Source organism: Mycobacterium seoulense, from assembly GCF_010731595.1.
GTDB lineage: Bacteria > Actinomycetota > Actinomycetes > Mycobacteriales > Mycobacteriaceae > Mycobacterium > Mycobacterium seoulense.
Genome location: NZ_AP022582.1, coordinates 1466039 through 1490833, shown reverse-complemented (window position 1 = coordinate 1490833; position 24795 = coordinate 1466039). Strand labels below are relative to the sequence as shown.

The following is a 24795-nucleotide window of genomic DNA, read 5'->3' as shown; positions in this document are numbered from 1 at the left end:
GCGTCGAAGCTTCACGTCGTTTGTCACGACGGCAATCCGGGTAGCACAACGGAAGCCGCCGAGCGGATGTGACAGCAGAGGAGACGCCGATGAGGCACAACCCTGTCGACCATGATCGGACGATCCATCGGCATGACGCCGGGCCGGCGTCAGACGTCGAGCGCACGCCCGGGCTCGTCGTCGTCGGGGCTGCCGCCCTGGCATTCGCGGTATGCGTGGCGACATTTGCGCTCGGAGACGCCGGTGCGGGCGTGGCCGCCGCGATCGTCGCCCTGCTCGGATTCGGGGCCGGCCTGGCCTGGCTTGCCATGGACCGCAGGCGGATTCGCCAGGAGGAACGGCGGGGGTGGCCGATCGGCCACCCGGCGGCGCGGTAGGGCTTATTGCAGCGCGACGAGGTTGCGCACCGACTTCTCCACGTCGGAGCGGAGCACGCGGGCGACCAGCCCCCCGATCGGGCCGCTGAGCAATCCGCCCCTGAGATCCGCGGTGAGATGGAAGTCGGTGCCGGAATCGTTGTCCGTCACCGTCATCGCCACCCCGAGGCGTATCCCGCCGCGGCCGCGACCTTGCAGCTCAATCGCTTTCGGCTCGTCGTAGCGGGTGACCGTCCAGTGGATGACGTTGCGGAACCCCTTGACTTTCACACACGACGAGACGCAGGTGCCCTCCTCGATCGTCTCCGGGACGGGTCCGCGCCAGCCGGCGAATATGGTCATCCACTCGCCGAATCGGCTGAGGTCGGACGCCAGCTTCCACGCGGCCTCCGGCGCTACCTGCGACGTCACCGAAACATCCACTCGTGCCAACTCTTGTCGCTCCTCCCCGGACGATGATCGCGGTCGGCGCCGGTACGGCCCGCGCACGACAATTCGTGGGGTACCCGGGGATGGCCGCAGCTACGCGTCGGCGCCGGGGCGTCAGGGCCAGGCCTGCGCCAACTGCTGTGCCACGTCGATCACCTGCGCGGATTGGGACTGCGGCGCGTCGATCTCCTCGGCGACGTACTGGGCGACGAATCGGCGGATCTCGCCGTCGACGCCGGCGAGGATGCGCAACACCTCGCCGCGGAAGGACTTCGATGACACGTTGACGGTGATGTCGGAGGGCCGCGGTTTCGCGACGTCGACGATCAGCAGCAGCGGCTCGGCCGCTCGCGCCGTGGCCCGCAACGCAATGTCGCCCGAGACGACGAACCGCTGCTTGTCGAGCCGCAGGTCGAGCAGCAGGTCGATCGACAGGGGGATGTGGATGACGAACGTGATGCTGTCGCCGATGCGGCGCGTGACTTTGGGTTCGTGGATCTTGACGTTGGCGCTGACTTTGGCGATCCCGCCGGGCCCCTGCGCTATGGGCTCCATGGCGAACTCGTTGCCGGCGATGTCGGCGAATGCGGCGGCGACACGCTCGGGGGTGACAGCGACCTCGAAGAATCGGCGGCCGAACTCTTCGTAGGTGACATAATCGTGAGTCTCCATAGACTTATACCGTCTCATGTCGGCCGCCGGAACCGTCGCTGATCTGCACGCGTCGCACGAAATCGGGGCCCCAGGCTCGCCCTCCAGGTTCGCCGGCGATCCGGTCGCGTTGTGAAGCACGCCACACGCGCGGGGTTTCAATTCGATGCGACGGGGGGTGGCCTGGGAGGCTTGTTGATTTGGGAGGTGTTTTTCGATGTGCGCCCAGAAAGTCACCGAGCGGGGCTCCCAGATGTCGCCCGCGAGCGTGCTCAACTGGCTTGGCGGCGGGCAGCGGCGGGAGCCGGCTGAGCGCCGCGAGCGCTCCGGTCACGCCGCCGAAACCGGGGTCGGCGCGGTGGTGTTGTTCGGGGCGGTGCTGGCCTGGCTCGTCGCGACCCTGGCCGTGAGCGAGTCGACTCGCTGGTCGCTCCTTTCCGCCCTGCCGCTGACCCTGGTGTTCGGCCTGCTGGTCGGCGCGGTCACCCGCGCCACCGCCGCCGGGTTCAACGGGGGCCGGGCCGGGCTCGCAGCGCGCGCGGTGGTCGCCGCCGCGCTCGGCGCCGTCGTGGGCGAACTGGCCGCCATCGTCCTGCTGTCGGGCTCGATCGACCACCACCTCGACGAACGCGCCCTGCGCAATGCCGCCTCGGCGCCGGCGGTCGCGCAGGCGTCGGCGTCGCTGCAACAGACCAGGGACGCGCGCGCCGCGCTCGACAGCGCCGTCGACCGGGCTCACCAGCAGCAGGATCAGGCCCTGGTCGTGGCCCGCTGCGAATACCATCCCAGCCCCGCCTGCCCGCAAACCCGGATCACCGGTGTTCCCGGTGCGGGACCCGAAACACGAACGGCCAATGAGCTTCTGGCGGACGCCCAACGCGAACTGGACAATGCGCTCGCGGCCCGCGACCGCCAAGCGCCCGAGTTGGACGCCCAGATCTCCCGCGAGCAGCAAGCGCTCGACGAGGCCCGCCACGGTGTGGTCGCGCACGCCGATCGTGGCCTCGGCGCGCGCTGGGTCGCCCTGAACGACCTGACCTCCGCCGCCTTGGGGGCGCTGACGTTGCGGCTGATGACGATCGCGTTCTGCGTGCTGCTCTACCTCCTGCCGCTGATCCTCGGGCGGTGGCGCCCAGAGACCTCTCACGATCGCCACGCGGCGGCGCGCGCCGAGCGCGAACGCGCGGAGCTCGAAGCCGACACCGCGATCGCGATCAAGCGGGCCGAGGTCCGCCGCGAAGCCGAGATCATGTGGGCCGAGCACCAACTCACCCAGGCCCGGATGGCGATCGAGGCGCAGACCGAGATCGACCGCGAGCAGCAACGCCGGCGAATCGAGGAGGCATTCGAGCCACCGGTGCCTGCGCCGTCGCAACGCGCTTTCGAGCCGGCCGCCGAGGACGTCTACCTGCCGATCGCCGCCGAAGCGGAGGCCGCCAGCCGGGCGCTCCTCGGCCTGCCCGCCCCGGCGCAGGCCCCCGGCGCCGAGAACTTGCCGGCGCCCGTCCAGCGCGAGGTCGCGCCGCGCGAAGACCGTGGCGCGTCGCTCATTCCCTCGATTCCCGACGCCACCAAGGCCGCGGCGCGGTGGGTTCGCCCGCTGGTACCGCCGTTCGTGGCGCGGGTGCTCGACTCCACGACCGCGCCGCTGCGCACCGCGCGTCACGTCTTCGAAGAGGTCGAGGAGATCACGTTCGCCCTGCGACGCACGCACAGGGTCACCACGGACTCCGAAACCTCCGACCCCGGCGAGCGGCACACCCGTCCCGCCGCCACGGCCGGCGAATCCCCCTCCCCCGCACCAGGATTCGTCAACTCGTCGCGCGTAGACCGCACCGCCGTGCCCCAGGGTCGCTCGGGCGGCCAAGAGCCACTCGCCCCGTCGCTGGGCGCGTCGCAGCGCCGACACGATCCGGAATTGACCAGGCGGGACGGACCGGCCGAGCTCGACTCACCCGCGGGCCCGCGGCAGCTGCCGCCCGCTTAACGACCCGCGCCGACGCTTATTCGTGGCCGAAGGCTTCGTGGAGTTCCGGCAGGAACGCGGCCAGGTGATTCATCTCCTGGGCGCAGTGCACCATCAGGTTGCGAGCGCTGGACTGCGCGTCGCCCAGCACCCGCGACGCGATCGGGCGCACCGCCCGCGACGCGACGCCGGGAACGTTGCGCACCTCGATGTGCCGACCGCCCATCCAGAACCGCGACCGCATCTCGGCCCCGTTGGCGGTCGACCGGACGTGGTGAACGAACCATCCGACGTCGACCGGGGCCTCGCTGGACCCCAGCCGGGCGCAGATCGCCACCGCACCGTCACTGTCGGGCGGGCAGCCCATCCTCGCCGGATCGACGAATTGGATTGCGCCCTTGAGCATCGTCGAGCCGATGTACTCGCTGATCAACGACGAGCGGCCGATGTAGCGCTGGGCGCCGCGGCGGCCGGCGTCGTCGCCGTCTTTCCAGGCGGCGTGCAGATGGGCCCGCGGATGCCACAGCTTGTAACGGCGGGTGTCGCAGCCGTGCCAGCCGAACCACCAGGACCACATCGCGGGCGTGACCCCGGGCATGTCGGTGCGCACCGACACGTGATAGCCGCCGTCGTCGAGCACGCCGTAGCCGTTCTCGGTCTGCTGGTAGCCATCGGCGGCGATGCGCGCGGCGTCATCGAACGCCAACAACGCCATGGCGCCCTGCGGCCCGTGTTCCAGGGCCTCGACGACATGGCGTGGCAGCGGCGCCATCTCGGGCGTGAAGAACTTGCCGAACGGGGTGCTGGCGTCGTCGCCGCGATAGCCCAGATAAAGGTCGTCCACCATCAGAGTCGCCCCATCCAGCTGTTGAACACGCCGTCGGGGTCGTACTCGGCGCGCACGCGGTCGAGCTTGGCCATGGCGGCGTCGCTGGCGAACCGCGCCGGGCGCTGGCCCAGGTTCTCATCGGCGAGCTGAATCCCGATGGCGAATTCGGACATCGCGGCCATGTTGGACCGCGCCCAGTCGGCGTATTTCGCCTCGTCGGCCGGGTCCTTCCACGAACCGTAGAGGGCCAGGTAGATGTCCCCTTCGATGCTGTAGGCCATGTCCTGGCGGGGAGGGCACGGTCCCCAGTTCAGCCACAGGAAGTGCGCCGGGTGCGGGGGCATCGTGTCCAGGATGGTCCGGATGCCCGGCAGCAGCTCTTCAGCCGACGCCGACGTCCACATGTTGTCGACCGCGTAGTGGTGGTCGGACAGGTAATGGCTCATCGCGACGTCATACCACGTCGGCAGATCGGTTGGCAGGTAAGGAATTTTGACCAGTGCCCGGTCGGCGGCCGGGCAGGTGCCGAAGAGGGCGAGCGCCTTTTCGGCCTCCTCGTCGGAATCCGCGAACGCGGGTGATGCGAGCGAGATGACGGGGGCATCGATGCCCATGTTCGGCTCACCGCGCGAGGCCACGGCCTGCAGCTCGACCCGGGGGTCCACCTCGGCGCTGACCGCGCGGGTCCACGTGAAGACCTCGTCGGCAAGCTCGAACGGATACACGTAGACGCTGGTGCCACAGGCACCGGGGCGCGGATAAAGCTTCAGGTAGAACGACGTGACGACGGCGAAGAAGCCGGGACCGGCACCGCGGGCGGCCCAATAGAGGTCGGCATTGTTGCCGGCGTCGCAGTGGATCTGTTCTCCGTCGGCGGTGACGACGTCCAGGCCGACGACGCTCTCGCAGGCCGGGCCGAAAATGCGGCTGTTCCAGCCATACCCGCCCTGCAGCAGGTAGCCGCCGAGGCAGACGCCCTTGCAGTGACCGCCGGGAAAGAACAGGCCCTGAGCCTCGAGTTCGGCCATCAGAAGGCTGCCGCCCTTGCCCGGACCCACTCGGGCGAGGCGCTTTTCCGTGTCGATGGAAACGTGGTCGAGCCGGCTGACGTCGAGCAGAACGGAGCCGTCGCGCAGATGGCTGGCCGCGAAGCTGTGTCCGCCCGAGACGATGCTGACTTTCAGGCCGTGAGCGGTGGCGTAGCGGACGCCGGCGACGATGTCGTCGGCATCGACGGCCTGCACGATCACTTCGGGATAGCGTTCCGGCACCCGTTGGTGCCACACGGTGCCGCGGCGGGCCGCCTCGTAGCCGTCGTCGCCGCGGAAGTGGTGCCGCCCGGTCGGTAGCCCGCTCATCTGCAGTCTCCCTTGATTCGCAGTCCGGATCTTTGTGATTCGCGATGCGGAACAATATAGTGGGCAAATGCCGTCTCCGGGGGAGAATCTTCCAACTGGTCGCGACGAAGGCATCCAGGTGTTACGGCGCGCCGCCGCCGCGCTGGACGAGATCGCCGCCGAGCCGGGGCGGCTGCGCCTGGTCGACCTCGGCGAGCGGCTGGGGTTGGCCAAGTCGACGGCCCGCCGGCTGCTGGTGGGCCTGGTCGAGGTGGGGCTGGCCAGTGTCGATACGCAGGGGCGTTTTTCGCTGGGCGACCGGTTACTCGGCTTCGGCCATTCCGACGGGGCGCACATCGCGGCGGTCTTCCGGCCAACCATCGAGCGCGTGGCGTATGCGACCGACGGGGAGACGGTCGACCTCTCGGTGCTGCGGGGCCAGCGGATGTGGTTCGTCGACCAGATCGAATCGTCGCATCGCCTTCGCGCCGTCTCGGCCGTCGGTGTCCGGTTTCCGATGGAGTCGACCGCCAACGGCAAGGCGGCCCTCGCGGCCCTCGAGGAGGGCGAGGCCAACGCGGTGATCTCCCGCCTGGGTTCCGAGGCCCGCGAGCGGCTCCGCGCCGAGATCGCCGAAATACGGCGCACCGGAATAGCTTTCGACCGCGATGAACACACCCCGGGCATCTCGGCGGCCGCGGTCGCACGACGCACCATGGGCGACAACCTGGTCGCTATCTCGGTGCCGGCACCGACGGAACGTTTCCTCGAGAAGGAACAGCGCATCGTCGCCGCGTTGCACGCGGCGGCCGAATCGCCGGCCTGGGCGCGTTAGCCTCATCGGACCAGGTTGATTCCGTAGTCGATTTCGGGTCCGGACGGCGTCGGCAAGCGACCCCTGCGCCGACGCCGGAGGAACCGCCCCCGCGTCGGCCATTTCAGCCTCAGCGCCCCGGCATGACCCGCCGAACGCGCGCGGGTATCGATCGGGTTGGAGTTGGGGACGGCCGGGTTACCCCTCGAAAGCTCGGCCGTCCCAACGTCTCGGTGTTCGCTCAACAGGACACTGCGGCGGAGGAGAACAACGGGCCCCATTCGTGCCGGGCCGCGGACTGCGCATCGGTGAAACTCGGTGTCTTCTCGCCGTCGCCGGCCAGGTGTACCAGCGCCCAGGCCATCGCGAACACCGGCACCTTGTGCCGCAGGGCCGCGTTGTGCAGTTCGTCCAGGGCGGCTTCGGACGGGCACCGGCGGAGCCCGATGAGAATGCCCCGCGCGGTGTCGAGGATGCGACCGGAATGCGGGCCACACGAAGTCTGGGCGGGGACCCAGTTCGTCGTCATGCTGTGGATACCTCCTGCAGCGCCGTCGTGAATCCGCCACTGCTCATAGCGGACGAGGAATTCCTGCGCTACGCATCGTCGCGGCCGCAAACCTCAAAGGCGCCCTGTGCCATGATTTGTCGATTGGTCGCGTTGTGCCAGAGCGCCGCCATGATTGATACATCCCTGTGACCGTTTCGGAATCGGCTGCTAATCAAGAACTCCCGCATCATCTCTGTCCATGCTGGAGCCCGCTAGCTTCGAATTAGGTTGCCAGCGCCAGTATTTCGTCGAAGCCGGCGGCGATGGCGTCGTGGAAGACGTCGTAGTCGGGGATGGCGGTGGTGTCGATGTTCATGCCGAGCCCGCAGGTGTCCACGTACGTGAGAAGTGTGACGTTGACGGCCGAACCGATGGTGGGGCCGAAAGCGTATTGTGCGCGAACCGCGGCGCCGCCCAGAAAAACAGGCACCGGAACGCCGGGCACGTCGCTGGCCACGAAATCGACGTGGCGCAGGACGGAGCCGATGTACCACCGGGGCGCGAGATTGAGGACGCCGGCGATCAATTGCGTGTAGGGCAGCGATCTTTCGTTGCGCACCGCCGCGGTGCGCTGCCGTATCGCCGCGATTCGCTTTGCCGGGTCTACCTCCCCGACGGGCACGTCGAAGCGCATCAGGGTGATCCGGTTCCCGCCGATACCGTCATCCTGGGTGCGCAGGCTGATCGGCATCGTGATGTGCAGGTCGCCCACCGCCACACCGTGCTTTTCGTGGTAGAGACGCAATCCACCCGCGACCCCGGCGACGAAAGCGTCGTTCAACGCCCCACCGCCGCGGTGCGCCGCTTCGCGAAGCGGACGCGTCGGCACCTGATGCACCCCGAGACGTCGAATCAGGCCGCGGTCGGTTGCCAGCGGCGAACCGGGCCGGCTTATCGGCCGGACGGTCCGATAGACCGATGCCGCCGTGCTCGCCGCGGACCGGATGGTGGCGACGGGACGCCGTACCCCCTCGTACATCAACCGTGGCACCCGGGAGGCCGCGCCGGCCAGGGCGGTGTTGAGCAGGCCGGCGTCGTAGCGCGCGGCATCGCGGTAGCCCCCCAGTAGCGCCGGTCCCGCGACCTCCGGCTCCGGCGGCAGGGGTTCGATGGGGTAGAGGTCTTCGGACAGATCGAACAGGTGCATCGCGATCTGGACCCCGCCGACTCCGTCGGTGAGCGCGTGGTGGAACTTGCAGATCAGTGCGGCGCCATCGTTTTCCAGGCCGTCGATGAACGTCGTTTCCCACAGGGCGCGGGCCCGATCGAAATCCTGCATCTCGGCCACGCGTGCCATCTCGAGCACGTCGTCGAGGGTGCCGGGACCGGAGATGGTCGCTCGCCGCAGGTGGTAATCCAGGTCGAAGTCCCGGTAGTGCTCCCACCGCGGCGGGGCCGGTGGCGGTGACGGCACCACGCGCTGCCTGAACATGGGCAGTTTGCGGCTGATCAGGTCGAATCGTTTGCGGACTTCGTCCCAGTCCGGGGATCGGTCCAGCAGGACGACACTGACCACGGTCGATCGCAGCCGTGGGTCGCTTTCCATTGCCCAGGTGAATGCGTCACTGGCGCGCATAAATGCAGTCATGTCTGTGCTCCTCGCACTGAACGTACGACTGCCGGCGCCCCAGGTCATCGGGTAGTCGGCAGTCGATGACTTTGGTCCCCACAGATGACGGCTTTGGTCGACTGCCCGCCGGGCCCCTACAGAATCGCCTTGAGATCCTTCGCCCTGGCGATGTCGTCCCAGTCGACGTCGAGTTCCAGCAGGATCTCCTCCGTGTGCTGGCCGTGTTCCGGCGCACGCGCGGGCGCCGGCGGAGTCTCGTCGAACTGCACGGGCGCGGCGACGATCCGGTACTTCTCGCCATGGTCGTCGACGTTGGTCACCACGTATCCGTTGGGTTCGACCTGCGGATCGTTGAGGGTCTCCCGCGGCGTCGCCAGAGCACCCCACACGCCGGGTTCGTCTTCGAGCGCCTTCTGCCAGTGGGCGAGGTCGTGCCGGGCGAAAACGTCGGTCAGGATCTCGGTGGCCACCGCGGCGTTGGCGATCAAGTTGCTCGACGGCACGAATCGCTCATCGGTGGCCAGCTCGGCCAGGCCCATGCGTGTGCAGAAGCCTGCCCAGAACTTGTCGGGTTGCAGGAAGACCAGCTGGATCCACCGGCCGTCGCGGGTCTTGTACCTGTTGACAAGCGGGTTGATGGCCAATCCGGGCGGCGCGCCGGGGATCCCGTCGATGTCGAAGAAATCGGCCGCCGAGATGGACGGCGCTATCGCCCACATCGCCTGGGCCAGCAGCGAGGAGTCGACGATCGTCGGTTCACCGGTGCGTTCGCGATGAAACAGCGCGGCGCATACTCCCCCGGCGAGCGTCGCCCCGGCCTGCAGGTCGCCGAATCCCGGGCCTTGCACGGCGGGCGTATCGGTGCCGAACGGCGTGAGCGTGTACGCGACGCCGCCCCGCGCGAGGTATGTGGCCGCGTCGAACCCGCCGCGGTCGCGGTCCGGACCCCGCACTCCCAGCCCGGTGCCGCGCGCGATGATGATTTTCGGGTTGAACGAGCGGATGTCGTCCACCGTCAGCCGGGCCCGTTCCAGGGCGCCCGGCAGCCAATTGGTAAGCAACACATCGGCACTGGCCAACAGGCGGCCGAACAGTTCGCGACCGGTGTCGGATTTGATGTCGATGGCGATGCTGCGCTTACCGCGGTTGCCCAACTCGAGGATGAAGTCGGCGTCCGGGCGGGCCGCCTGCCGGGTGAACCCGCCGACCACCAACGCGCGCCCCGGATCACCCGAGGCGACCCCTTCCACCTTGATCACGTCGGCGCCCCAGTCCGCCAGGGCCGCACCGGCCGAGGGCACATAGGTCCACGAGGCCAACTCGACCACCCGCACCCCCTCGAGGACACCACCGCGTACGCCGGACATCGCCACTCCCTCGGTCGCCCCGCCATTCCTTGCTATTTTAGATATTCTAGCTAGTCTAGGGCGTAGTGGTAGCCCAGCTGCAGGTCAGCGCTGTTTTCCTGGAAGAGATGCGATGGATCCGACCGTCGGCCCGATTCCGACATCCGTCACCGCGCGCCGTACGCACGGCGGCGGCCCGGCCGATTCATTCCCCGAACTGAATACACGGACGGAGGACGGGCGATGGGCAGGGTAACGGGCAAGGTGGCCGTCATCAGTGGCGCCGCGCGCGGTCAGGGCCGTTCGCATGCGCGGATGCTGGCCGCCGAAGGGGCGGACATCATCGCGGTGGACCTGTGCGCCGACATCGAGACCAACGAGTATCCGCTGGCCCGGCGGGAGGACCTGGACGAGACGGCCCGGCTGGTGGAGAAGGAGGGGCAGCGCGCGTTCACCGCCGTCGCCGACGTCCGCGATCGCGCGGCGCTGTTGGCGGCGATCGATCAGGGCGTCGCCGAGTTGGGGCACCTCGACGTCGTCGTCGCCAATGCCGGCATCTGCCCGCTCACCGCGGGCCTGCCGCCGCAGGCCTTCGCCGACGCCGTGGACGTGGACCTGCTCGGCGTGCTGAACCTGGTGCACGCGAGCCTCAAGCATCTGCACGCCGGCGCGTCGATCATCGTGATCGGCTCCAACGCCGCGTTCATGTCCTCGATGAACACCACGGGCATCGACGGCGGCCCCGGCGGGGCCGGGTATGCCTTCGCGAAACTGGCTGCCGCGCACTACGTCAACGATTTCGCCCTGGCGCTCGCCAGGTTCTCCATCCGGATGAACGCGGTGCACCCCACCAACGTCAACACCGACATGCTGCACAGCCCGCCGATGTATCGGGCGTTCCGCCCGGACCTGAAGGATCCGACCCGCGAGGATGCCGAACCCGTCTTCCCGCTCGTGCAGGCGATGCCGATCCCCTACGTCGAACCCGAGGACATCAGCGAGGCGGTGCTTTTCCTCGCCTCCGACGCGGCGCGCTATATCACCGGGCAGCAGCTCCGCGTCGACGGTGGCGGCTTCCTCAAGGTCAAGCCATGGTCGGGTGCGTGATCGCATGAACGACGGCCCGGACGTCGAGCGCCGCCTGTACGAGCTGATGGTGCTCATGAAGGCGGCCGACGACCGGCTGTCCAAAGGCATTGGCACCGGCGAGTTCATGTGCGTGTACTGGCCCTCGCGCGGCCAGGAGGCCATCGCCGCGGCGATGGGCGTCGCCCTGCGGGACGACGACCAGTTGGTGACCACCTACCGCGGCCTGCACGACCTCATCGGCAAAGGCGTCCCCCTGGAGGAGATCTACGGCGAGATGATGGGCCGCACCGTGGGCGCGAGTCGCGGCAAGGGCGGCACCATGCACATCGCCAATCCCGGTAGGGGCGTGATGCTTTCGACCGGGATCGTCGGGGCCGGTCCGCCGGTGGCGGTGGGATTGGCCATGGCCGCCAAACGCAAGGGCTCCGATCGCGTCACGGTGGTCAGCTTCGGCGACGGTGCCACCAACACCGGGTCCTTCCACGAGGCGGCGAACATGGCCGCGCTGTGGGACCTGCCGGTGGTGTTCGTCTGCCAGAACAACCTGTACGCCGAAATGACGCCGACCGCCGACACGATGAAGCTCGAACACGTCGCCGACCGGGCGGCGGGCTACGGCATGCCGGGAGTGCGCGTCGACGGCAACGACCCGCTGGCGGTCAAGTCGGCGCTCGACGACGCGCTGCGACGGGCCCGCGCCGGCGAGGGGCCCACGTTCATCGAATGTGTGACGTTCCGGTTCCGGGGCCACTACTTCGGCGACCGGATGCCCTACATCCCCAAGGAGCAGCTGGCCGCCGCGATGGACGCCGACCCGGTCCCCCGGTTCCGCGACCACCTTGCCGACTCCGGCATCTGCGCGGGGGACGACCTCGACCGCATCGACGCCCAGGCGGTGGCGGCGGTCGAAGCGGCGCTGCGCACCGTGATGGGCGCGGATACCCCGTCGATCGACGAGCTGGACTCCGACGTGTACGCGACCCCGATCAAGTTCCCGGTGTGAGCATGGAAGAACGAGAGATGACGATGCGCGAGGCGCTCAACCTCGCGCTGGATCAGGCGCTTGCCGCCGATGACAGGGTGTTCCTGCTGGGTGAGGACATCGCCGATCCCGGCGCGTCCGGGCCGACGGCCGGCCTCTCGACGAAGTACGGCCACGACCGCGTCCTGGACACGCCGATCTCGGAGGCGGCGATCGTCGGAGCGGCCATCGGCGCCGCCATCGACGGCCTGCTGCCGGTGGCCGAGATCATGATCATGGATTTCATCGGCATCGCCGCCGACCAGCTGATCAACAACGCGGCCAAGCTGAGGTTCATGACCGCCGGACGCACGACGGCGCCGCTCACCATTCGCACCCAGGTCTACGCCGGGCTGGCCACCGGGGCCACGCACTCGCAGAGCCTGGAGGCGTGGTTCATGCACATCCCGGGCATGAAGGTGATCGTGCCGTCCACACCGCGCGACGGGAAGGGTCTCCTGACGGCGGCGATCTTCGACCCCGATCCTTGCCTGTTCGTCGAAACGATCCGGCTGCAGGGCAAGAAGGGGCCCGTCCCCGTGGATCCCGGGTTCTCGATCCCGTTGGGGCAGGCCGACATCAAGCGGCCCGGCACCGACGTCAGCCTGATCGGCTACGGCCGCTGCGTGCACGACGCGCTCACCGCCGCGGCCACGCTGCAGGACCAGGGGGTGAGCGCCGAGGTCGTCGATCTGCGCACCCTGGTGCCACTCGACGTCGAGACCATCATCGGCTCGGCCCGCCGTACCCGCCGGGCGGTCGTCGTTCACGACGCGGTCCAATTCGCCGGTCCCGGAGCCGAGATCGCCGCGATCCTGCACTCGGAGTTGTTCTCCGAGCTGGCCGCGCCCGTCGAACGGGTGGCCGCCCGGTTCGTCCCCAACCCGGCCGCGGCGGCGCTCGAGGCGCAGGTGTACCCCTCCCCGGCGCGGATCGTCACGGCCGCGCAGCGCACCCTCGAGCGGACCGGCGCGGGGGCGAGGGTGCATGGCTGACTTCGTCATTCGCATCCCGCGCGTCTCGGTGGCCGTGTCGGAGGCCGAGCTCACTGACCTTCTGGTCGACGCCGGCCAGCACGTGGAGGCCGGCACGCCGATCTACGTCATCGCCACCGAGAAGGTGGAACAGGAAATCGAAGCCGGAGCGTCGGGCACCGTGCAATGGACGGGCCAGGTCGGGACCATCTACGACATCGGCGCCGAAATCGGTGTCATCACGTCGTGAACCAGGAAAGGTGAGCACGCATGGATCTCAACGAGACTCGCGAGAGAATCATCTACCAGAAAGAGGGGCCCATCGCCCGCGTCACGCTCAACTGGCCGGAGAAGGCGAACGCCCAGGACCAGAAGCTGGCCGAAGAGGTCGACGCCGCGCTGCTGGACGCGGACCGCGACTACGACATCAAGGTGCTCGTGCTCAAGGCCAACGGCAAGGGCTTCTGCTCGGGACACGCGATCGGCAACAACGCCGTCGACTACCCGTCGTTTGTGGAGAACGCCATGGTGACCGGCCACCCGTGGAAGGCGCAGTCGGACCTGTTCGTCAAACCGACCCTGAACCTGTGGGAGTTCTCCAAGCCCACCATCGCGCAGGTGCACGGCTACTGCGTGGGCGGCGGTACGCACATGGGCCTGACCACCGACATCGTCATCGCCTCCGAGGACGCCTATTTCTCGTACCCGCCCCTACAAGGTTTCGGCATGCCATCCGGTGAATGTTCCATCGAGCCTTGGGTGTTCATGAACTGGCGTCGCGCCGCCTACTACCTGTTCACCGCGGAGGTGATCGACGCCAAGAAGGCGCTGGAGGTCGGCCTCGTCAACGAGGTGGTCAAGCGGGAGGATCTCGACGACCGGGTGGACGCCATCGCCCGGCACATCGCCCAGGCCCCGTTGACGACGCTGATGCTCACCAAGGCCAACCTGAAACGGGCCTGGGAGCTGATGGGCATGCGGGTGCACTGGCAGAGCTCCAACGACCTCGTTGCGCTCGCCTCGATCAGCAAGGACGTCCAGCAACTGATTCAGACCGTGTTCAAGGACAAGGTGCTGCCGTCCGAGCACGCTCGGCGCCAGGCCGCGGCCGCCGCGGCGGCCGACGGCGCCACGGCCACTTAGGTTTCGCGGGGCTCGCCGGTGAACATCGCCGACCACGCCATGAGGGCCGGACAGGCGCCGGCCCTCATCGTCGCGGGCGGTGACACCATCTCGCACTCCGAGCTGTATGCCCGCAGCCAACGCGTCGCCGCGGTGCTGCACGCCGCCGGGCTGCGCCGGGGCGACGGGGTGGCACTGATCTTGCCGAACCGGCCCGAGTTCCTCGAAATCACCTGGGGCTGCCAGCTTTCCGGTCTTTACTACACCGCGGTCAACACCCACTTCACCCCGGACGAGGTCGCCTACGTGATCGACGACTCCGACGCGCGGGCGGTGTTCGTCGACGCCACCATGCCCGAACTTGCCGCCCACGTGCGCGCGGCCAACGCGGCCGTCACCGTCCACCTCGCGGTGGGGGGACCCCTGGCCGGCTGGAGCGCGTACGAGGATGCGGTGGCGACCGCCGGTGACGCGCCGCCGGTGTCGGACGGGTCGGAGATGCTGTACTCGTCGGGCACCACGGGGCGGCCGAAGGCCGTCCGTCGGCCCCTCCCGACCGACGGCAACGGCTCATGGGCTCAGGCGGTCCTGGAGCTGGCGCTGACCCACAAGTACGGGATGAACAGTTCCAGCGTGTACCTCTCCCCCGCGCCGCTGTACCACGCCGCCGGGGTGAACTACACCATGGCGGTCAACCGGGTGGGGGCGGCGGCCATCCTCATGCGCAGGTTCGACGCCGAGACCGTGCTCCGGCTGATCGAGACCCATCGAGTGACGCACGCCCAGTTCGTGCCCACCATGTTCGTGCGGATGCTGAAGCTACCCAGGGAAGTTCGGGAACGTTACGACGTCTCGAGCCTGCGGTGCGTCATCCACGCGGCCGCACCCTGCCCGGTCGACGTCAAGCACCAGATGATGAAGTGGTTCGGGCCGATCATTCACGAATACTACGGTGGCACCGAGGGGTTCGCGGGCACCACGATCGGCCCCGACGAGTGGCTCGCCCATCCCGGTTCGGTCGGCAAACCCATGTCGCCGGTGCACGTCATCGGGGACGACGGCGTCGAGCTTCCCACCGGCCACGCAGGCGAGCTCTTCTTCGAGGGCGGACCGGATTTCGAGTACTTCAAGGACCCCGACAAGACCGCGTCGGTGTCCAACGACCGCGGCTGGCGCACCCTGGGCGACGTGGGCTACGTCGACGAGGATGGATACCTCTACCTCACCGATCGGTCGACGTTCATGATCGTCTCCGGCGGGGTGAACATCTACCCGCAGGAAGTCGAGAATCTCCTCATCATGCATCCCAAACTCGTCGACGCGGCCGTATTCGGCGTCCCCAACGACGAGTTCGGCGAGGAGGTCAAGGCCGTCGTGCAACCGGTCGACGGTGTCACACCCGGCCCCGGTCTCGAGGCCGAGCTCATCGAGTACTGCCGCGCACACGTGGCGGGTTACAAGTGCCCGCGCACCGTCGAATTCGTTTCGGAACTGCCCCGAGACCCGAACGGGAAGCTGTACAAGAGACACATTCGCGAGCGTTACTGGCAGGGCCGGGCATCGCGGATCGTGTGAATCGAACGAGGGATGGCGAGATGGCTGCCAAGACAGATTCAGTGACAGGCGCGGTGAACTGGACACCGCTACCGGTGCCGTGGGCGGTCCAGACCGCCGATCGCATTCCCAAGCAGCGCTACTACGACGCCGAGTTCTACGCGCTGGAGGCGGAGACCTTCTGGCCGCGCGTCTGGCAGATGGCCTGCCGGCTCGAGGAGATCCCCAAGGCCGGCGACTTCGTCGAGTACGAAATCCTGGATGAGTCGATCATCGTGGTGCGGATCGACGCCGACACGGTGCGGGCCTACCACAACGCGTGCCGCCATCGCGGGGTGAAGCTGGTGGAGGGCAGCGGATCTCGGCGGACCTTCGTCTGCCCCTTCCACGGCTGGTGCTGGGGCATCGACGGACGCAGCACCTTCGTGTTGCGACCCGAGGTGTTCGCCCGGGAGAACTTGGATCCGCAGGATTTGCAGCTGGTTTCGGTCCGGTGTGAGACCTGGGGTGGCTGCGCGTGGATCAACCTCGACGACGGGGCCCCCGCGCTGCGCGACTGCCTGGAGCCCTTCGCGTCGATCTATGACGCGTGGAAGGTGGAGTCGCTGCGGGTCGAGTGGTGGCAGTCGTGCCGGTTGCCCGTCAATTGGAAGCTGGCGACGGAGGCGTTCATGGAGGGGTACCACGTCCCCCAGACTCATCCGCAGTTGATGCCGTCCGCGCAGAGCGGCGGGGCGGCGAAATCCGCGGTGCACCCGGTCATCGCGAGCAGCCTGTACTTCATGCGCACGCTCGGCACCGGGATGGGCGGCATGACCCACGACAACGACGTCCGGATCGCCGAGGGGCTGCAGCACATCGAGCTGCCGGCCGACCCGGCCGGGGCGGCGGGCGCATGGCGCGCGGCCCTCAACGATGCCGTCGTAGCCTGGCATCGGGCCCGGGGCAGCGATATGCCCGACCTCAACGACTTGGTCCGCCGCGGCATCACCGACGCGATCGGGTTCTGCTTTCCGCACTACTTCATCCTGCCCACCTACAGCAGCGCGTCGTCGTACCGGATCCGCCCGCTCGGGCCCGAGGACACGCTGTTCGAGATTTGGTCACTCACCCGGCTACCGGACGACATTTCGGCGGGCAAGCCCCAGCCCCCCGAGCCGATGGCGCCCGACGACCCGCGCTGGCCGCCGATCCCCGCCCAAGACTTCTCCAACCTGCCCAGGCAGCAAAAGGGGTTGCACTCCAAGGGCTTTGCCTACATGCGACTGTCCGACCAGATCGAGGGGCTGATCTCCAATTTCGAACGCGTCGTCGACGGCTTCCTCGCCGGCCTGCCGCATGACGAGCTGGTGCCCGCGATCCAGAAGACCAACACCACCATCGACGTCCCGGTCGCCGACCTCGGTTTCAGCGCGGGGCCGCGATGACCACCCAATGGGACCGCTCCGTCGATCTGCTCATCGCGGGCAGCGGCGGCGGCGGCATGGTCGCGGCCCTGGCGGCGCTCGACTCCGGGATCGAACCCCTGGTGATCGAGAAGCAGTCCCTGGTGGGCGGTTCCACCGGGCTTTCCGGTGGCATGGTGTGGCTGCCGAACAACCCGCTGATGCGCGCCGCCGGCGTCACGGACTCGCACGAGGACGGTCTGGCATACTTCGACGACGTCGTCGGCGACATCGGCCCGGCGTCGTCGCCGGCGCGGCGCGAGATGTTCCTGACCGCCGGGTACGAAATGATCAACTTCCTGACCCGCAAGGGTGTCCGGTTTGTGCGGTGCCCCGGCTGGAGTGACTACTACCCGAATCACAAGGGCGGCAACGAGGCCGGCCGCGCCATCGAGTGCGTGCCGTACGATGTGGCCGCGCTGGGCAGCTGGCGGGACAAGGTTCAGCCCTCGATGGCCAAGGCCTACGGGGGATTCATCCTGAAAACCAATGAGCTGCGGTCGGTGCAGTACTTCAACCGGTCGCCGCGTGCGTTCGCCGTGGCCATGCGGGTGTTCGCGCGCACCAGGGCCGCCCGGCTCCGCCGCCGCGAGATCCTTACCAACGGCGCATCACTCATCGGCCAGATGCTCAAGGTGCTCATCGATCTGCGTGGCGAACCACCGATTTGGACCGGCGCCGCAATGGAAGACCTGATCGTCGAGGACGGCCGTGTCGTCGGCGCCCGTGTGTCGCGTGACGGCACCGCGCTGAATGTCGAGGCCCGCAAGGGCGTGCTGCTCGCCGCGGGCGGCTTCAGCCGCAACGCGGACATGCGCCGCCGCTACAGCGGGGAGCAGCCCAACGAGGGCCTCTGGTCGATCGCCAACGCCGGCGACACCGGTGAGGTGCTGCAGACCGCGATCCGGCTGGGGGCCAAGACCGACCTGATGGACGAGGCATGGTGGCTGCCATCGGTTTTCATCGCCGACGGCGGTGACGCGGCGAAGGCGTTGGGCAGTGGCCGGCAGCGGCCCGGCGCGATCTACGTCGACGGAACGGGCCGGCGGTTCTGCAACGAGTCCAACTCGTACGTCGAGGTCGGCAAGGCGATGTATGCGAACAAGGCCGTGCCGTGCTGGATGGTGTTCGACGAGGGCTACGTCGGCCGATACGTTTCGGGGGCCAACCCGTTCAAGAGGCGTCGCCTCCCCGAAGAACTCATCACGAAGGGCGCGGTCGTGCGGGGTGAGACCATCGGCGACCTCGCGCGCCAGATGGGTGTTCCGGCCGACGCGCTCGAGCAGACGATCAAGCGGTTCAACGGCTTTGCGGCCAAGGGCCTCGACCCGGACTTCGGGCGCGGCCAGTCGGCGTACAACGACTGCCTCGGGGACCCCGGTTACCGCCCCAACGCCGCGCTCGGTCCGCTCGAGCGGTCACCGTACTACGCCACCAAAGTCGTTCCGGCCGACGTCGGGACGTGCGGCGGGGTGATCACCAACGAGCACGCGCAGGTCATCGACGAGGACGACTGCGTGATCGACGGACTCTACGCGACGGGGAACATCACGGCGACGGTGATGGGCCGAAATTACCTGGGCGCGGGTGGAAGCATCGCGTACACAATGGTGTTCGGTTACGTCGCCGCCCGGCACGCCGCCGGCCGGAGGGTCGCCGGCGATCCGAGCCGCTAGCCGCCGGCGTGCGGGTCGTCGCGGCCGACGAACTCCCGCGGTTTCATGCCCGATTCCTTCAGCTGGGCGCGCCGCGCCTGGACGTCGGAGGCGGCGCCGACCATGTTCGTCAGGATGTGGCTCACTTGCAGGTGGACCCGCATGCCCATCAGCTCCCACGCGCGCTTCACGTTGTTCTTCACCGCCATCAGCGTGGTCAACGGGATCTGGGCGATCTTGTGGGCCATCTCCTCGACGGTGGCTTCCAGGTCTTCGCGCGGCACCACCCTGTTGAGCAGCCCCCAGTCGAGGGCTTGCTGTGCGGACAGGGTGGGGGCCAGCAGCAGCCAGTCCATGGTGCGATGCCAGTTCATCAGCAACCACGGCTCGATCATCGTGTGGCCGCCGGGCTCGCCGAGGCTTTGGGCGAGCGGCATCTGAAAATACGCGTCGTCGGACGCCACACAGAAGTCGGTCAGCAGGCCGAGGTAGATCCCGCCGCCCATGCAGTAGCCGTGGATCGCGGAGATGGTGGGCTTGGGGAATTCCCACAGATACAGCGTCGGCCACAGGAACAGATCAGCGGTGCCCTTGTACAGGTCCTCGAACGTCTCGCCGAAGTCCGGATACGGATTCTCGTCGGGACCCCAGCGAGCCACGTGCCCGCCGCAGAACCCTTTCCCGTTGGCCTTGAGGATGACGACCTTGATCTCCTTGTCGCGGTCGGCCTCGTGCAGGCATTCGTCGACTTCGGTGACCAGGACCGCATCCTTGGTGTTGGCCTTGTCGACCCGGTTCAGGATGATCCGCGCGATCGGCGGTTCGCGCTCGTAGATGACCGCTTCGAGGACGCGCCGCTCCATCTGCGTGACATTACCCGGCCGGGAGTCAAAATGGCACCGTCATCCGCGATTTCGGTGCGGTGTGGTCCGCGCGGCGAAAGTGCTTGCCAGTCAGCGACGTTCGCGTCGGGCGCGCGCCAGCAGCCAGGCCTGCCCCGCACCCTCCCCGGCGGCCAGCTGATCGAGTTCGGCGAACGCCGCGGGTAGCTCACCGGCGACCGCGCGAAAGGGCCCCGGGGCGGCTCCGACTTCGCTCAGCACGGCGATCGCCAGCAGCCCCCCGGGTGCCAGCCGTTCGATGATCGCGTGGTCGAGGCGACGGTCCCGGAATCGATGGCAGAGGATGACGTCGGCGGGCGGCCCGGCCGGTAGCCCGTCATCGAGGTCGACGACCGCGAAGCGGCACCGATCGCTCACCCCCACGCGCTGAGCCAGGTCGCGCGCCTGGCCCACCGCCACCGGGGATACGTCGAATCCCTCCACGTGAAGCCCCCGCTCCGCCAGCCAGACCGCCGCGAGTCCGGGCCCGCACGCGAGGTCGAGAGCCCTTCCCGCAGTGGGAAGTACCTCCGCATGGGCCGCCAGGAACTCGGGCGGTCCCACCGCGTCCACCGACGGAGGCGCCATGGTCTGGTACCGCTCGTCCCAGCGCTGCCGGTCCGCCTCGGCCACAGCCGCAACTCTAGAACCCGGAAGGAAGTTGTTGGTGATTTCAGCGCCTTCCTACACTGGGCGGGTGTCTGGAGATGCGGTTCGCCGGTCGGATCGCCGGCCGGGTCAGACGATCCGCAAGGTCCTCGATGCCGGCCTCGAGGAGCTACGCGAGTCGTCGTACGCGAATCTGACGATGCGCTCGGTGGCGACCCGCGCCGGGGTGTCACCGGCCAGCGCCTACACCTACTTTCCGTCCAAGAGCGCGCTGGTGGCTGCGGTATACCTGCGGTTCCTCCGCGAACTGCCGTTGCACACCGACGTCAATGACACGACCGAGGCGCGGGTCAGCGCGACGCTGCGCGACATGGCCGTCGTGGTCGCCGACGAGCCGGAACTGACCGCCGCGTGCGGCGCGGCCCTGATGGCCGACGACCCGGCCGTCGCGCCGATTCGTGAGCAGATCGGCCACGAGGTCGCCGCCCGCATCGGCGCCGCCCTGGGTCCCGGTTGGCCCCGCGCCGTGAAATCCACGCTGCAGATGACCTTCTCCGGCGCCCTGATGACCGCCCGGTTCGTCAGCTTCGACGAGATCGAGGGGCAACTCGACGAGGCGGTCAACCTGATCCTCGGCGCCACCGTCGCGTAAACCGCGGCGGCGCAACGCATTAGCCCAATAGTGTTAGCAGGACCCGGCCGCGGGCTGGGCCGCTGTCGTCATGCTCCTGGACGGCTAGCCCGCCCGCAGGAACCGGCCGAACTTCTGCTTGCCCAACGTCGGTGCGGCCTGGCCCGCACCGAACGCGAACCGCCCCGCCACGAGCACGGCGCTGACGGTGTCGTCGTTGCGGTTGACCATCCGGGACAACCCGCCGTAGGACTGCACCGGGTGCTCGGCATAGCGATCCAGCGAGCCGTCGAGCTTGTCCGGATTGATCACGACAACGTCGGCGCGATCCCCTTCGCGCAGGGTGCCTGCGTCGATTCCGTACCACGCCCCGAGTTCGCCGGTGAGCCGGTGGACGGCACGCTCGACCGACATGAACGGGGCGCCGCGCCTCTGCGCCTCGTGCACGTGGCGCAGCAGACGCAGCCCGGAGTTGTAGAAGGCCATGTTGCGCAGGTGTGCACCGGCGTCCGAGAAGCCCATCTGGACGGTTTCGCTCTGCGCCAGCTTCTTGAGCACCTGCGGCCGGTGGTTGGAGATCGTGGTGCGCCAGCGCAGCTGTTCGCCGTGCTCCACCACCAAGTCGAGGAACGCGTCGACCGGATGCAGCCCGCCGCGGTCCAGGCCCACCCGGCCGAACGACTTTCCCACCACCGACGGGTCGGGGCAGGCCACGATCTCGGCGTCGAAAAAGTCACGGTGCCAGACCCGGGGACCGAACTTCTTGTCGTAGTCCTCGCGAAACCAGCGGCGATAGTCCTCGTCGCGCATGAGCTCGTTGCGCTCGATCTCGCCCTGCAGATGCAGCGCCGCCGCGCCCGCGCCGAACTCCTCGAACACCACCAGCGAGATGCCGTCGGCGTAGACCTCGAACGGCACCGGCAGATGCTGCCAGCGGAAGTCGCCGCCGAGGGCGTTCACCACCCGGGCAAGGGAGTCCATGAGATGGATCACCGGCGGTATGGCCTTGATGTCGGCCGCCGAGAGCAGGCTGGTCTTCAACCGGGGACGGCCGAACCCCAGCGACGTCGCCAACTGCGACACCACCGACAGCGGATTCTTGATGTCCGGTCCCGACTGCAGAATCTTGTTGCGGCGCCGCAAGATAGCGTTGAGCCGGCGCAATTCGCGCGGTCCGGCGTAGGTCGACGGCAGGGTGCGCGACCGGCAGACCTCGCCGTCGAGCTTGTCGAACAGCAGTTGCTGCGACGACATCCCGACGAAACCCTCGTCGAGCGCCTCGTTCAGCATCGACTCCATCCGCGCCAGTTCCGCCGCCGACGGCCGGACGTCCTTGCGCGTTGCCCGGTCCAGCCCCATCGTGGCGGCGCGCATGTCGGAGTGGCCGATGAAGGCCGAGACGTTGGGACCCAGGTTCCGCCGGTCCAGTTCGGCGACATACTCCGCGGGATTGGTCCACGAGCGCGCCGCGTCCAGGTGCTCGATGACATGGTGCCGGGGAATCGCTTCGACCCGGCCGAAGATGTCGCCGGCGTCCACGTTGTCCAGATAGACGGTGGACAACGAACACGATCCCAGCAGCACTGTCGTCACGCCGTGCCGTAACGATTCGGAAAGCTCGGGCTCGCAGAGGATCTCGACGTCGTAATGGGTGTGGATGTCGATGATGCCGGGGATCACCCACTGGCCCGTCGCGTCGATGACGTCGGCGCCCGCCGTGTCGAGCGGTTCCGGGCTGATGGTGGCGACCCGGCCGTCGCGCAGCCCGAGGTTTCTGCGCGCCGACGGCGCGCCCGTCCCGTCGAACCAGCGTCCGTTCGCGATCACGGTGTCGTACTGCAATGTTCGGCCCTTCTGCCGCCGGACGCCCCGGTATCCGCAGTGATCATACATACTTTCCGAAGTGTCTGGCCATGCTCTTCGGGGCCGCCGCGCGGCGTTAACCAGCGACGATCACGGTCCACCAGACGCTATGATCCAGCTGTGGGGTTCACCGACTACGGGTTTGCCACTCGTTAAATGCGCAGTCACGGTTGGGCTGGAAACACGCCCGCCTCCGACGAGGAGGCGATCGAGCGCATCCTCGATGCCGCCGACAGGATCATCGAGGAACGCGGGTCGGCGATGCGGATCGCCGACGTGGCGCGGGCGCTCGGAGTCACCCGGCAGACCGTGTATCGATACTTTCCGGGGACGCAGGCGCTGCTGGTGGCTTCCGCGATGCGGTCGGCCGACGGCTTCCTGGATCGGATGGCCGCCCACCTCCACGGTGTCACCGACCCCGTCGTGGCGATGACGGAAGGAATGGCCTTCGCCATCGAAGAGCTGGCCTCGGACAACCAGGTCGATTTCGTGCTCAATCAGCGCCATCGCGGCGGTCAGAAGGTTTCGATCATCTCGGACACCGCGCTGGCGTTCGGGCGGTCGATGCTGCACCGTTACGACATAGATTGGGAGAGCTACGGTTTCGACGAGGCTGGTCTCGACGAACTGAACGAATTCAGCCTGCGGGTGCTGCACTCGTTCCTCGCCGACCCGGGGCGTCCCGCGCGCAGCGGTGCCGATCTGCGGCGGTATCTCACGCGTTGGCTTGGGCCGGCGATCGCCTATCCGCAGCTGCTGCGCGCGATGGACGCGCTGCAAAGCCCCGAGCCGCCACGGACGCGGCGACGCCCTTCCAAGGCGTCCTGACCGTCATCGAACGACGTTGACGACAACCACAAGGAGCGGGCATGACGGGCCTCGGACAGATCGCGCTCAATAGTGCCCCCGTTTTCGGTGGCGCGATGCTGGCCGTCGCCGCCGGCCAGTTCCGCGCCCCGGATTTCCGGGGGCTGATCAAACAGGACATGGATCTGCTGGACCGGCTCTCGGCCGAGGCGGGCGCCAGGCGCGCCGAGCTGCAGCGCACCATCGACGAGCGCATCGACGACCTGATCGACACCGCGGACCGGAGCCGGGCGCTGCGCAAGGCGGCGTTGTCCTACCAGGGGAACTGGCGGGACTTCGTGCTCGTGCTCTGTGTGGTGCTGTTCACCATCATCTGGTGGGACATCGACCACAGCCGGGGCAACTGGCTGCCGATGTTCGTCCTGCTGATCATCCTGACCGTGGTGACCGCCGCCTATGCGTTTCGCGGCGTGCTGCGGGCCGCCAGCGCATTCATGCACCGGCCTCCCCAGGGGACGGACGCACCGCGGTAGCCCGGCGCCGGCCAAAACCGCATAACGCGCGCACTTCCCCACCCTGTGACAAGATCACGATGTGAAAGCGCATACCCTCGGCGGTCTGATTTGTGCTGCGCTGGCACCCTTTTGGACCCTCCCGGTCCTTCCCAGCGCGGTCGCCGAGCCGTGCCCCGATGTCGAGGTGGTGTTCGCCCGGGGCACCAACGAACCGCCCGGCGTCGGCCGCATCGGCCAGAGTTTCGTCGACTCCCTGCGCTCCCACGTCGGCGGCCGGTCCCTCGGTGTGTATCCCGTCGATTACCCGGCGACCACCGACTTTCCCAGGGCCGTGGATGGCATCAGCGACGCCGGCGCGCACGTCGAACACATGGCGGCCTCCTGCCCCGGGACCAGGATGGTGCTGGGCGGATACTCCCAGGGAGCGGCCGTGATGGGGTTCGTCACCGAAAGCGCGGTGCCGGACGGGGTGCACCTGGTCCAGGCGCTGCAGCCGATGCCGGCCGGCGTGGCCAGCCACGTCGCCGCGGTGGCGCTGTTCGGAAAGCCATCGAGCCAGTTCATGAGCATCCTCAACGAGCCGCCGGTGACGATCGGCGCGGCGTATGCGCCCAAAACCATCGAGTTGTGCGTGCCCGGCGATCCGGTCTGCTCGGACGCCGCCAACCCCGTCGCGCACCGGCAGTACGTCGAGGCGGGCATGGTCGACCAGGCGGCCGATTTCGCCGCCGGTCGCCTGTAGCCCGGCGCTTAGACTGAC

General features: G+C 68.2%; 25 protein-coding genes. 15 read left to right on the top strand and 10 right to left on the bottom strand.

Annotation, left to right across the window (positions count from 1 at the left end; all coding sequences use genetic code 11):
• Positions 1–89: 89 nt before the first annotated feature.
• On the top strand, positions 90–377 hold the full coding sequence (locus G6N37_RS06745) for a LapA family protein (RefSeq protein ID WP_163677722.1): 288 nt from the start codon (positions 90–92) through the stop codon (positions 375–377).
• 3 nt (positions 378–380) lie between these two features.
• On the opposite strand, the gene G6N37_RS06740 is transcribed toward G6N37_RS06745, so the two are convergent.
• Both G6N37_RS06740 and G6N37_RS06735 read right to left on the bottom strand, forming a co-directional pair.
• Positions 381–809: a type II toxin-antitoxin system Rv0910 family toxin gene (locus tag G6N37_RS06740; protein WP_163677719.1), complete on the bottom strand. Its 429-nt coding sequence runs from the start codon at positions 807–809 to the stop codon at positions 381–383.
• Positions 810–920: 111 nt separating this feature from the next.
• Positions 921–1478, bottom strand: coding sequence for a hypothetical protein (locus tag G6N37_RS06735; RefSeq protein ID WP_163677716.1), 558 nt, complete (start codon positions 1476–1478; stop codon positions 921–923).
• 196 nt (positions 1479–1674) lie between these two features.
• Between G6N37_RS06735 and G6N37_RS06730 the strand changes: the two genes are divergently transcribed.
• Positions 1675–3444 carry a DUF4407 domain-containing protein gene (locus G6N37_RS06730; RefSeq protein ID WP_163677713.1) on the top strand — a complete coding sequence of 590 codons (1770 nt, stop codon included), beginning with the start codon at positions 1675–1677 and terminating at the stop codon, positions 3442–3444.
• 16 nt (positions 3445–3460) lie between these two features.
• Here G6N37_RS06730 and G6N37_RS06725 read toward each other — a convergent pair whose 3' ends face one another.
• Positions 3461–4270 carry a DAPG hydrolase family protein gene (locus tag G6N37_RS06725; protein ID WP_163677709.1) on the bottom strand — a complete coding sequence of 270 codons (810 nt, stop codon included), beginning with the start codon at positions 4268–4270 and terminating at the stop codon, positions 3461–3463.
• Positions 4270–5610 (bottom strand): FAD-binding oxidoreductase, encoded by a 1341-nt coding sequence (locus G6N37_RS06720; RefSeq protein ID WP_163677707.1) that lies wholly within the window; start codon positions 5608–5610, stop codon positions 4270–4272. Before G6N37_RS06720 ends, G6N37_RS06725 begins: the two co-directional genes overlap by 1 nt.
• Positions 5611–5677: 67 nt before the next feature.
• Between G6N37_RS06720 and G6N37_RS06715 the strand changes: the two genes are divergently transcribed.
• The gene (locus G6N37_RS06715; protein ID WP_163677703.1) at positions 5678–6424 is read left to right on the top strand and encodes an IclR family transcriptional regulator; all 747 of its coding nucleotides are present in this window, start codon (positions 5678–5680) and stop codon (positions 6422–6424) included.
• A 220-nt stretch (positions 6425–6644) separates the two neighbouring features.
• On the opposite strand, the gene G6N37_RS06710 is transcribed toward G6N37_RS06715, so the two are convergent.
• The 3 genes from G6N37_RS06710 to G6N37_RS06700 form a co-directional block, all read right to left on the bottom strand.
• Entirely contained in the window at positions 6645–6932 is a 288-nt protein-coding gene (locus G6N37_RS06710; RefSeq protein WP_163677700.1) for an ANTAR domain-containing protein, read from the bottom strand.
• A 244-nt stretch (positions 6933–7176) separates the two neighbouring features.
• On the bottom strand, positions 7177–8541 hold the full coding sequence (locus G6N37_RS06705; RefSeq protein ID WP_174813798.1) for a wax ester/triacylglycerol synthase domain-containing protein: 1365 nt from the start codon (positions 8539–8541) through the stop codon (positions 7177–7179).
• Between the two features lie 116 nt (positions 8542–8657).
• Complete coding sequence (locus G6N37_RS06700) at positions 8658–9890, bottom strand: CaiB/BaiF CoA transferase family protein (protein ID WP_163677695.1); 1233 nt, start codon at positions 9888–9890, stop codon at positions 8658–8660.
• Positions 9891–10112: 222 nt separating this feature from the next.
• Here G6N37_RS06700 and G6N37_RS06695 point away from each other — a divergent pair, with 222 nt between their 5' ends.
• The 8 genes from G6N37_RS06695 to G6N37_RS06660 are packed head-to-tail and all read left to right on the top strand — an operon-like array spanning position 10113 to position 18750.
• Positions 10113–10976 carry a mycofactocin-coupled SDR family oxidoreductase gene (locus tag G6N37_RS06695; protein WP_163677692.1) on the top strand — a complete coding sequence of 288 codons (864 nt, stop codon included), beginning with the start codon at positions 10113–10115 and terminating at the stop codon, positions 10974–10976.
• A gap of 4 nt (positions 10977–10980) precedes the next feature.
• A complete protein-coding gene (locus tag G6N37_RS06690) occupies positions 10981–11961 on the top strand; it encodes a thiamine pyrophosphate-dependent dehydrogenase E1 component subunit alpha (RefSeq protein WP_163677689.1) in 981 nt (326 codons plus the stop codon).
• Between the two features lie 2 nt (positions 11962–11963).
• Complete coding sequence (locus tag G6N37_RS06685; RefSeq protein WP_163684711.1) at positions 11964–12974, top strand: alpha-ketoacid dehydrogenase subunit beta; 1011 nt, start codon at positions 11964–11966, stop codon at positions 12972–12974.
• Positions 12967–13203, top strand: a complete 237-nt coding sequence (locus G6N37_RS06680; RefSeq protein ID WP_163677687.1) for a biotin/lipoyl-containing protein — start codon at positions 12967–12969, stop codon at positions 13201–13203. The genes G6N37_RS06685 and G6N37_RS06680 overlap by 8 nt, the downstream gene beginning before the upstream one ends.
• 20 nt (positions 13204–13223) lie before the next feature.
• Positions 13224–14096 (top strand): enoyl-CoA hydratase-related protein, encoded by an 873-nt coding sequence (locus G6N37_RS06675; protein ID WP_163677684.1) that lies wholly within the window; start codon positions 13224–13226, stop codon positions 14094–14096.
• Positions 14097–14114: 18 nt separating this feature from the next.
• Positions 14115–15650 (top strand): acyl-CoA synthetase, encoded by a 1536-nt coding sequence (locus G6N37_RS06670; protein WP_163677682.1) that lies wholly within the window; start codon positions 14115–14117, stop codon positions 15648–15650.
• A 20-nt stretch (positions 15651–15670) separates the two neighbouring features.
• Complete coding sequence (locus G6N37_RS06665) at positions 15671–17056, top strand: aromatic ring-hydroxylating oxygenase subunit alpha (RefSeq protein WP_163677679.1); 1386 nt, start codon at positions 15671–15673, stop codon at positions 17054–17056.
• On the top strand, positions 17053–18750 hold the full coding sequence (locus tag G6N37_RS06660; RefSeq protein WP_163677676.1) for an FAD-binding protein: 1698 nt from the start codon (positions 17053–17055) through the stop codon (positions 18748–18750). The genes G6N37_RS06665 and G6N37_RS06660 overlap by 4 nt, the downstream gene beginning before the upstream one ends.
• Here the strand turns inward: G6N37_RS06660 and G6N37_RS06655 are convergent.
• Both G6N37_RS06655 and G6N37_RS06650 read right to left on the bottom strand, forming a co-directional pair.
• The gene (locus G6N37_RS06655) at positions 18747–19592 is read right to left on the bottom strand and encodes an enoyl-CoA hydratase/isomerase family protein (RefSeq protein WP_163677673.1); all 846 of its coding nucleotides are present in this window, start codon (positions 19590–19592) and stop codon (positions 18747–18749) included. The genes G6N37_RS06660 and G6N37_RS06655 overlap by 4 nt on opposite strands.
• 90 nt (positions 19593–19682) lie before the next feature.
• Positions 19683–20243, bottom strand: a complete 561-nt coding sequence (locus G6N37_RS06650) for a class I SAM-dependent methyltransferase (RefSeq protein ID WP_163677669.1) — start codon at positions 20241–20243, stop codon at positions 19683–19685.
• 64 nt (positions 20244–20307) lie between these two features.
• On the opposite strand from G6N37_RS06650, the gene G6N37_RS06645 reads away from it, so the two are divergent.
• Complete coding sequence (locus G6N37_RS06645; RefSeq protein WP_174813797.1) at positions 20308–20871, top strand: TetR/AcrR family transcriptional regulator; 564 nt, start codon at positions 20308–20310, stop codon at positions 20869–20871.
• A gap of 84 nt (positions 20872–20955) precedes the next feature.
• Here the strand turns inward: G6N37_RS06645 and G6N37_RS06640 are convergent, their stop codons facing one another.
• Positions 20956–22692 (bottom strand): N-acyl-D-amino-acid deacylase family protein, encoded by a 1737-nt coding sequence (locus tag G6N37_RS06640; RefSeq protein ID WP_163677664.1) that lies wholly within the window; start codon positions 22690–22692, stop codon positions 20956–20958.
• A gap of 177 nt (positions 22693–22869) precedes the next feature.
• Between G6N37_RS06640 and G6N37_RS06635 the strand changes: the two genes are divergently transcribed.
• From G6N37_RS06635 to G6N37_RS06625, 3 genes are all read left to right on the top strand, one after another.
• Positions 22870–23541, top strand: coding sequence for a TetR/AcrR family transcriptional regulator (locus G6N37_RS06635; RefSeq protein WP_163677661.1), 672 nt, complete (start codon positions 22870–22872; stop codon positions 23539–23541).
• A 41-nt stretch (positions 23542–23582) separates the two neighbouring features.
• Positions 23583–24053 carry a hypothetical protein gene (locus G6N37_RS06630; protein WP_163677658.1) on the top strand — a complete coding sequence of 157 codons (471 nt, stop codon included), beginning with the start codon at positions 23583–23585 and terminating at the stop codon, positions 24051–24053.
• An 85-nt stretch (positions 24054–24138) separates the two neighbouring features.
• The gene (locus tag G6N37_RS06625; RefSeq protein WP_179961899.1) at positions 24139–24777 is read left to right on the top strand and encodes a cutinase family protein; all 639 of its coding nucleotides are present in this window, start codon (positions 24139–24141) and stop codon (positions 24775–24777) included.
• Positions 24778–24795: the final 18 nt, after the last annotated feature.

Bases quoted from the DNA above. Each gene is read 5' to 3' on its own strand.
- G6N37_RS06745 (WP_163677722.1), top strand. From the start codon at position 90: ATGAGGCACAACCCTGTCGACCATGATCGGACGATCCATCGGCATGAC.
- G6N37_RS06735 (WP_163677716.1), bottom strand. From the start codon at position 1,478: ATGGAGACTCACGATTATGTCACCTACGAAGAGTTCGGCCGCCGATTC.
- G6N37_RS06730 (WP_163677713.1), top strand. From the start codon at position 1,675: ATGTGCGCCCAGAAAGTCACCGAGCGGGGCTCCCAGATGTCGCCCGCG.
- G6N37_RS06725 (WP_163677709.1), bottom strand. From the start codon at position 4,270: ATGGTGGACGACCTTTATCTGGGCTATCGCGGCGACGACGCCAGCACC.
- G6N37_RS06720 (WP_163677707.1), bottom strand. From the start codon at position 5,610: ATGAGCGGGCTACCGACCGGGCGGCACCACTTCCGCGGCGACGACGGC.
- G6N37_RS06715 (WP_163677703.1), top strand. From the start codon at position 5,678: ATGCCGTCTCCGGGGGAGAATCTTCCAACTGGTCGCGACGAAGGCATC.
- G6N37_RS06710 (WP_163677700.1), bottom strand. From the start codon at position 6,932: ATGACGACGAACTGGGTCCCCGCCCAGACTTCGTGTGGCCCGCATTCC.
- G6N37_RS06705 (WP_174813798.1), bottom strand. From the start codon at position 8,541: ATGACTGCATTTATGCGCGCCAGTGACGCATTCACCTGGGCAATGGAA.
- G6N37_RS06700 (WP_163677695.1), bottom strand. From the start codon at position 9,890: ATGTCCGGCGTACGCGGTGGTGTCCTCGAGGGGGTGCGGGTGGTCGAG.
- G6N37_RS06695 (WP_163677692.1), top strand. From the start codon at position 10,113: ATGGGCAGGGTAACGGGCAAGGTGGCCGTCATCAGTGGCGCCGCGCGC.
- G6N37_RS06690 (WP_163677689.1), top strand. From the start codon at position 10,981: ATGAACGACGGCCCGGACGTCGAGCGCCGCCTGTACGAGCTGATGGTG.
- G6N37_RS06685 (WP_163684711.1), top strand. From the start codon at position 11,964: ATGGAAGAACGAGAGATGACGATGCGCGAGGCGCTCAACCTCGCGCTG.
- G6N37_RS06680 (WP_163677687.1), top strand. From the start codon at position 12,967: ATGGCTGACTTCGTCATTCGCATCCCGCGCGTCTCGGTGGCCGTGTCG.
- G6N37_RS06675 (WP_163677684.1), top strand. From the start codon at position 13,224: ATGGATCTCAACGAGACTCGCGAGAGAATCATCTACCAGAAAGAGGGG.
- G6N37_RS06665 (WP_163677679.1), top strand. From the start codon at position 15,671: ATGGCTGCCAAGACAGATTCAGTGACAGGCGCGGTGAACTGGACACCG.
- G6N37_RS06660 (WP_163677676.1), top strand. From the start codon at position 17,053: ATGACCACCCAATGGGACCGCTCCGTCGATCTGCTCATCGCGGGCAGC.
- G6N37_RS06655 (WP_163677673.1), bottom strand. From the start codon at position 19,592: ATGGAGCGGCGCGTCCTCGAAGCGGTCATCTACGAGCGCGAACCGCCG.
- G6N37_RS06635 (WP_163677661.1), top strand. From the start codon at position 22,870: ATGCGCAGTCACGGTTGGGCTGGAAACACGCCCGCCTCCGACGAGGAG.
- G6N37_RS06630 (WP_163677658.1), top strand. From the start codon at position 23,583: ATGACGGGCCTCGGACAGATCGCGCTCAATAGTGCCCCCGTTTTCGGT.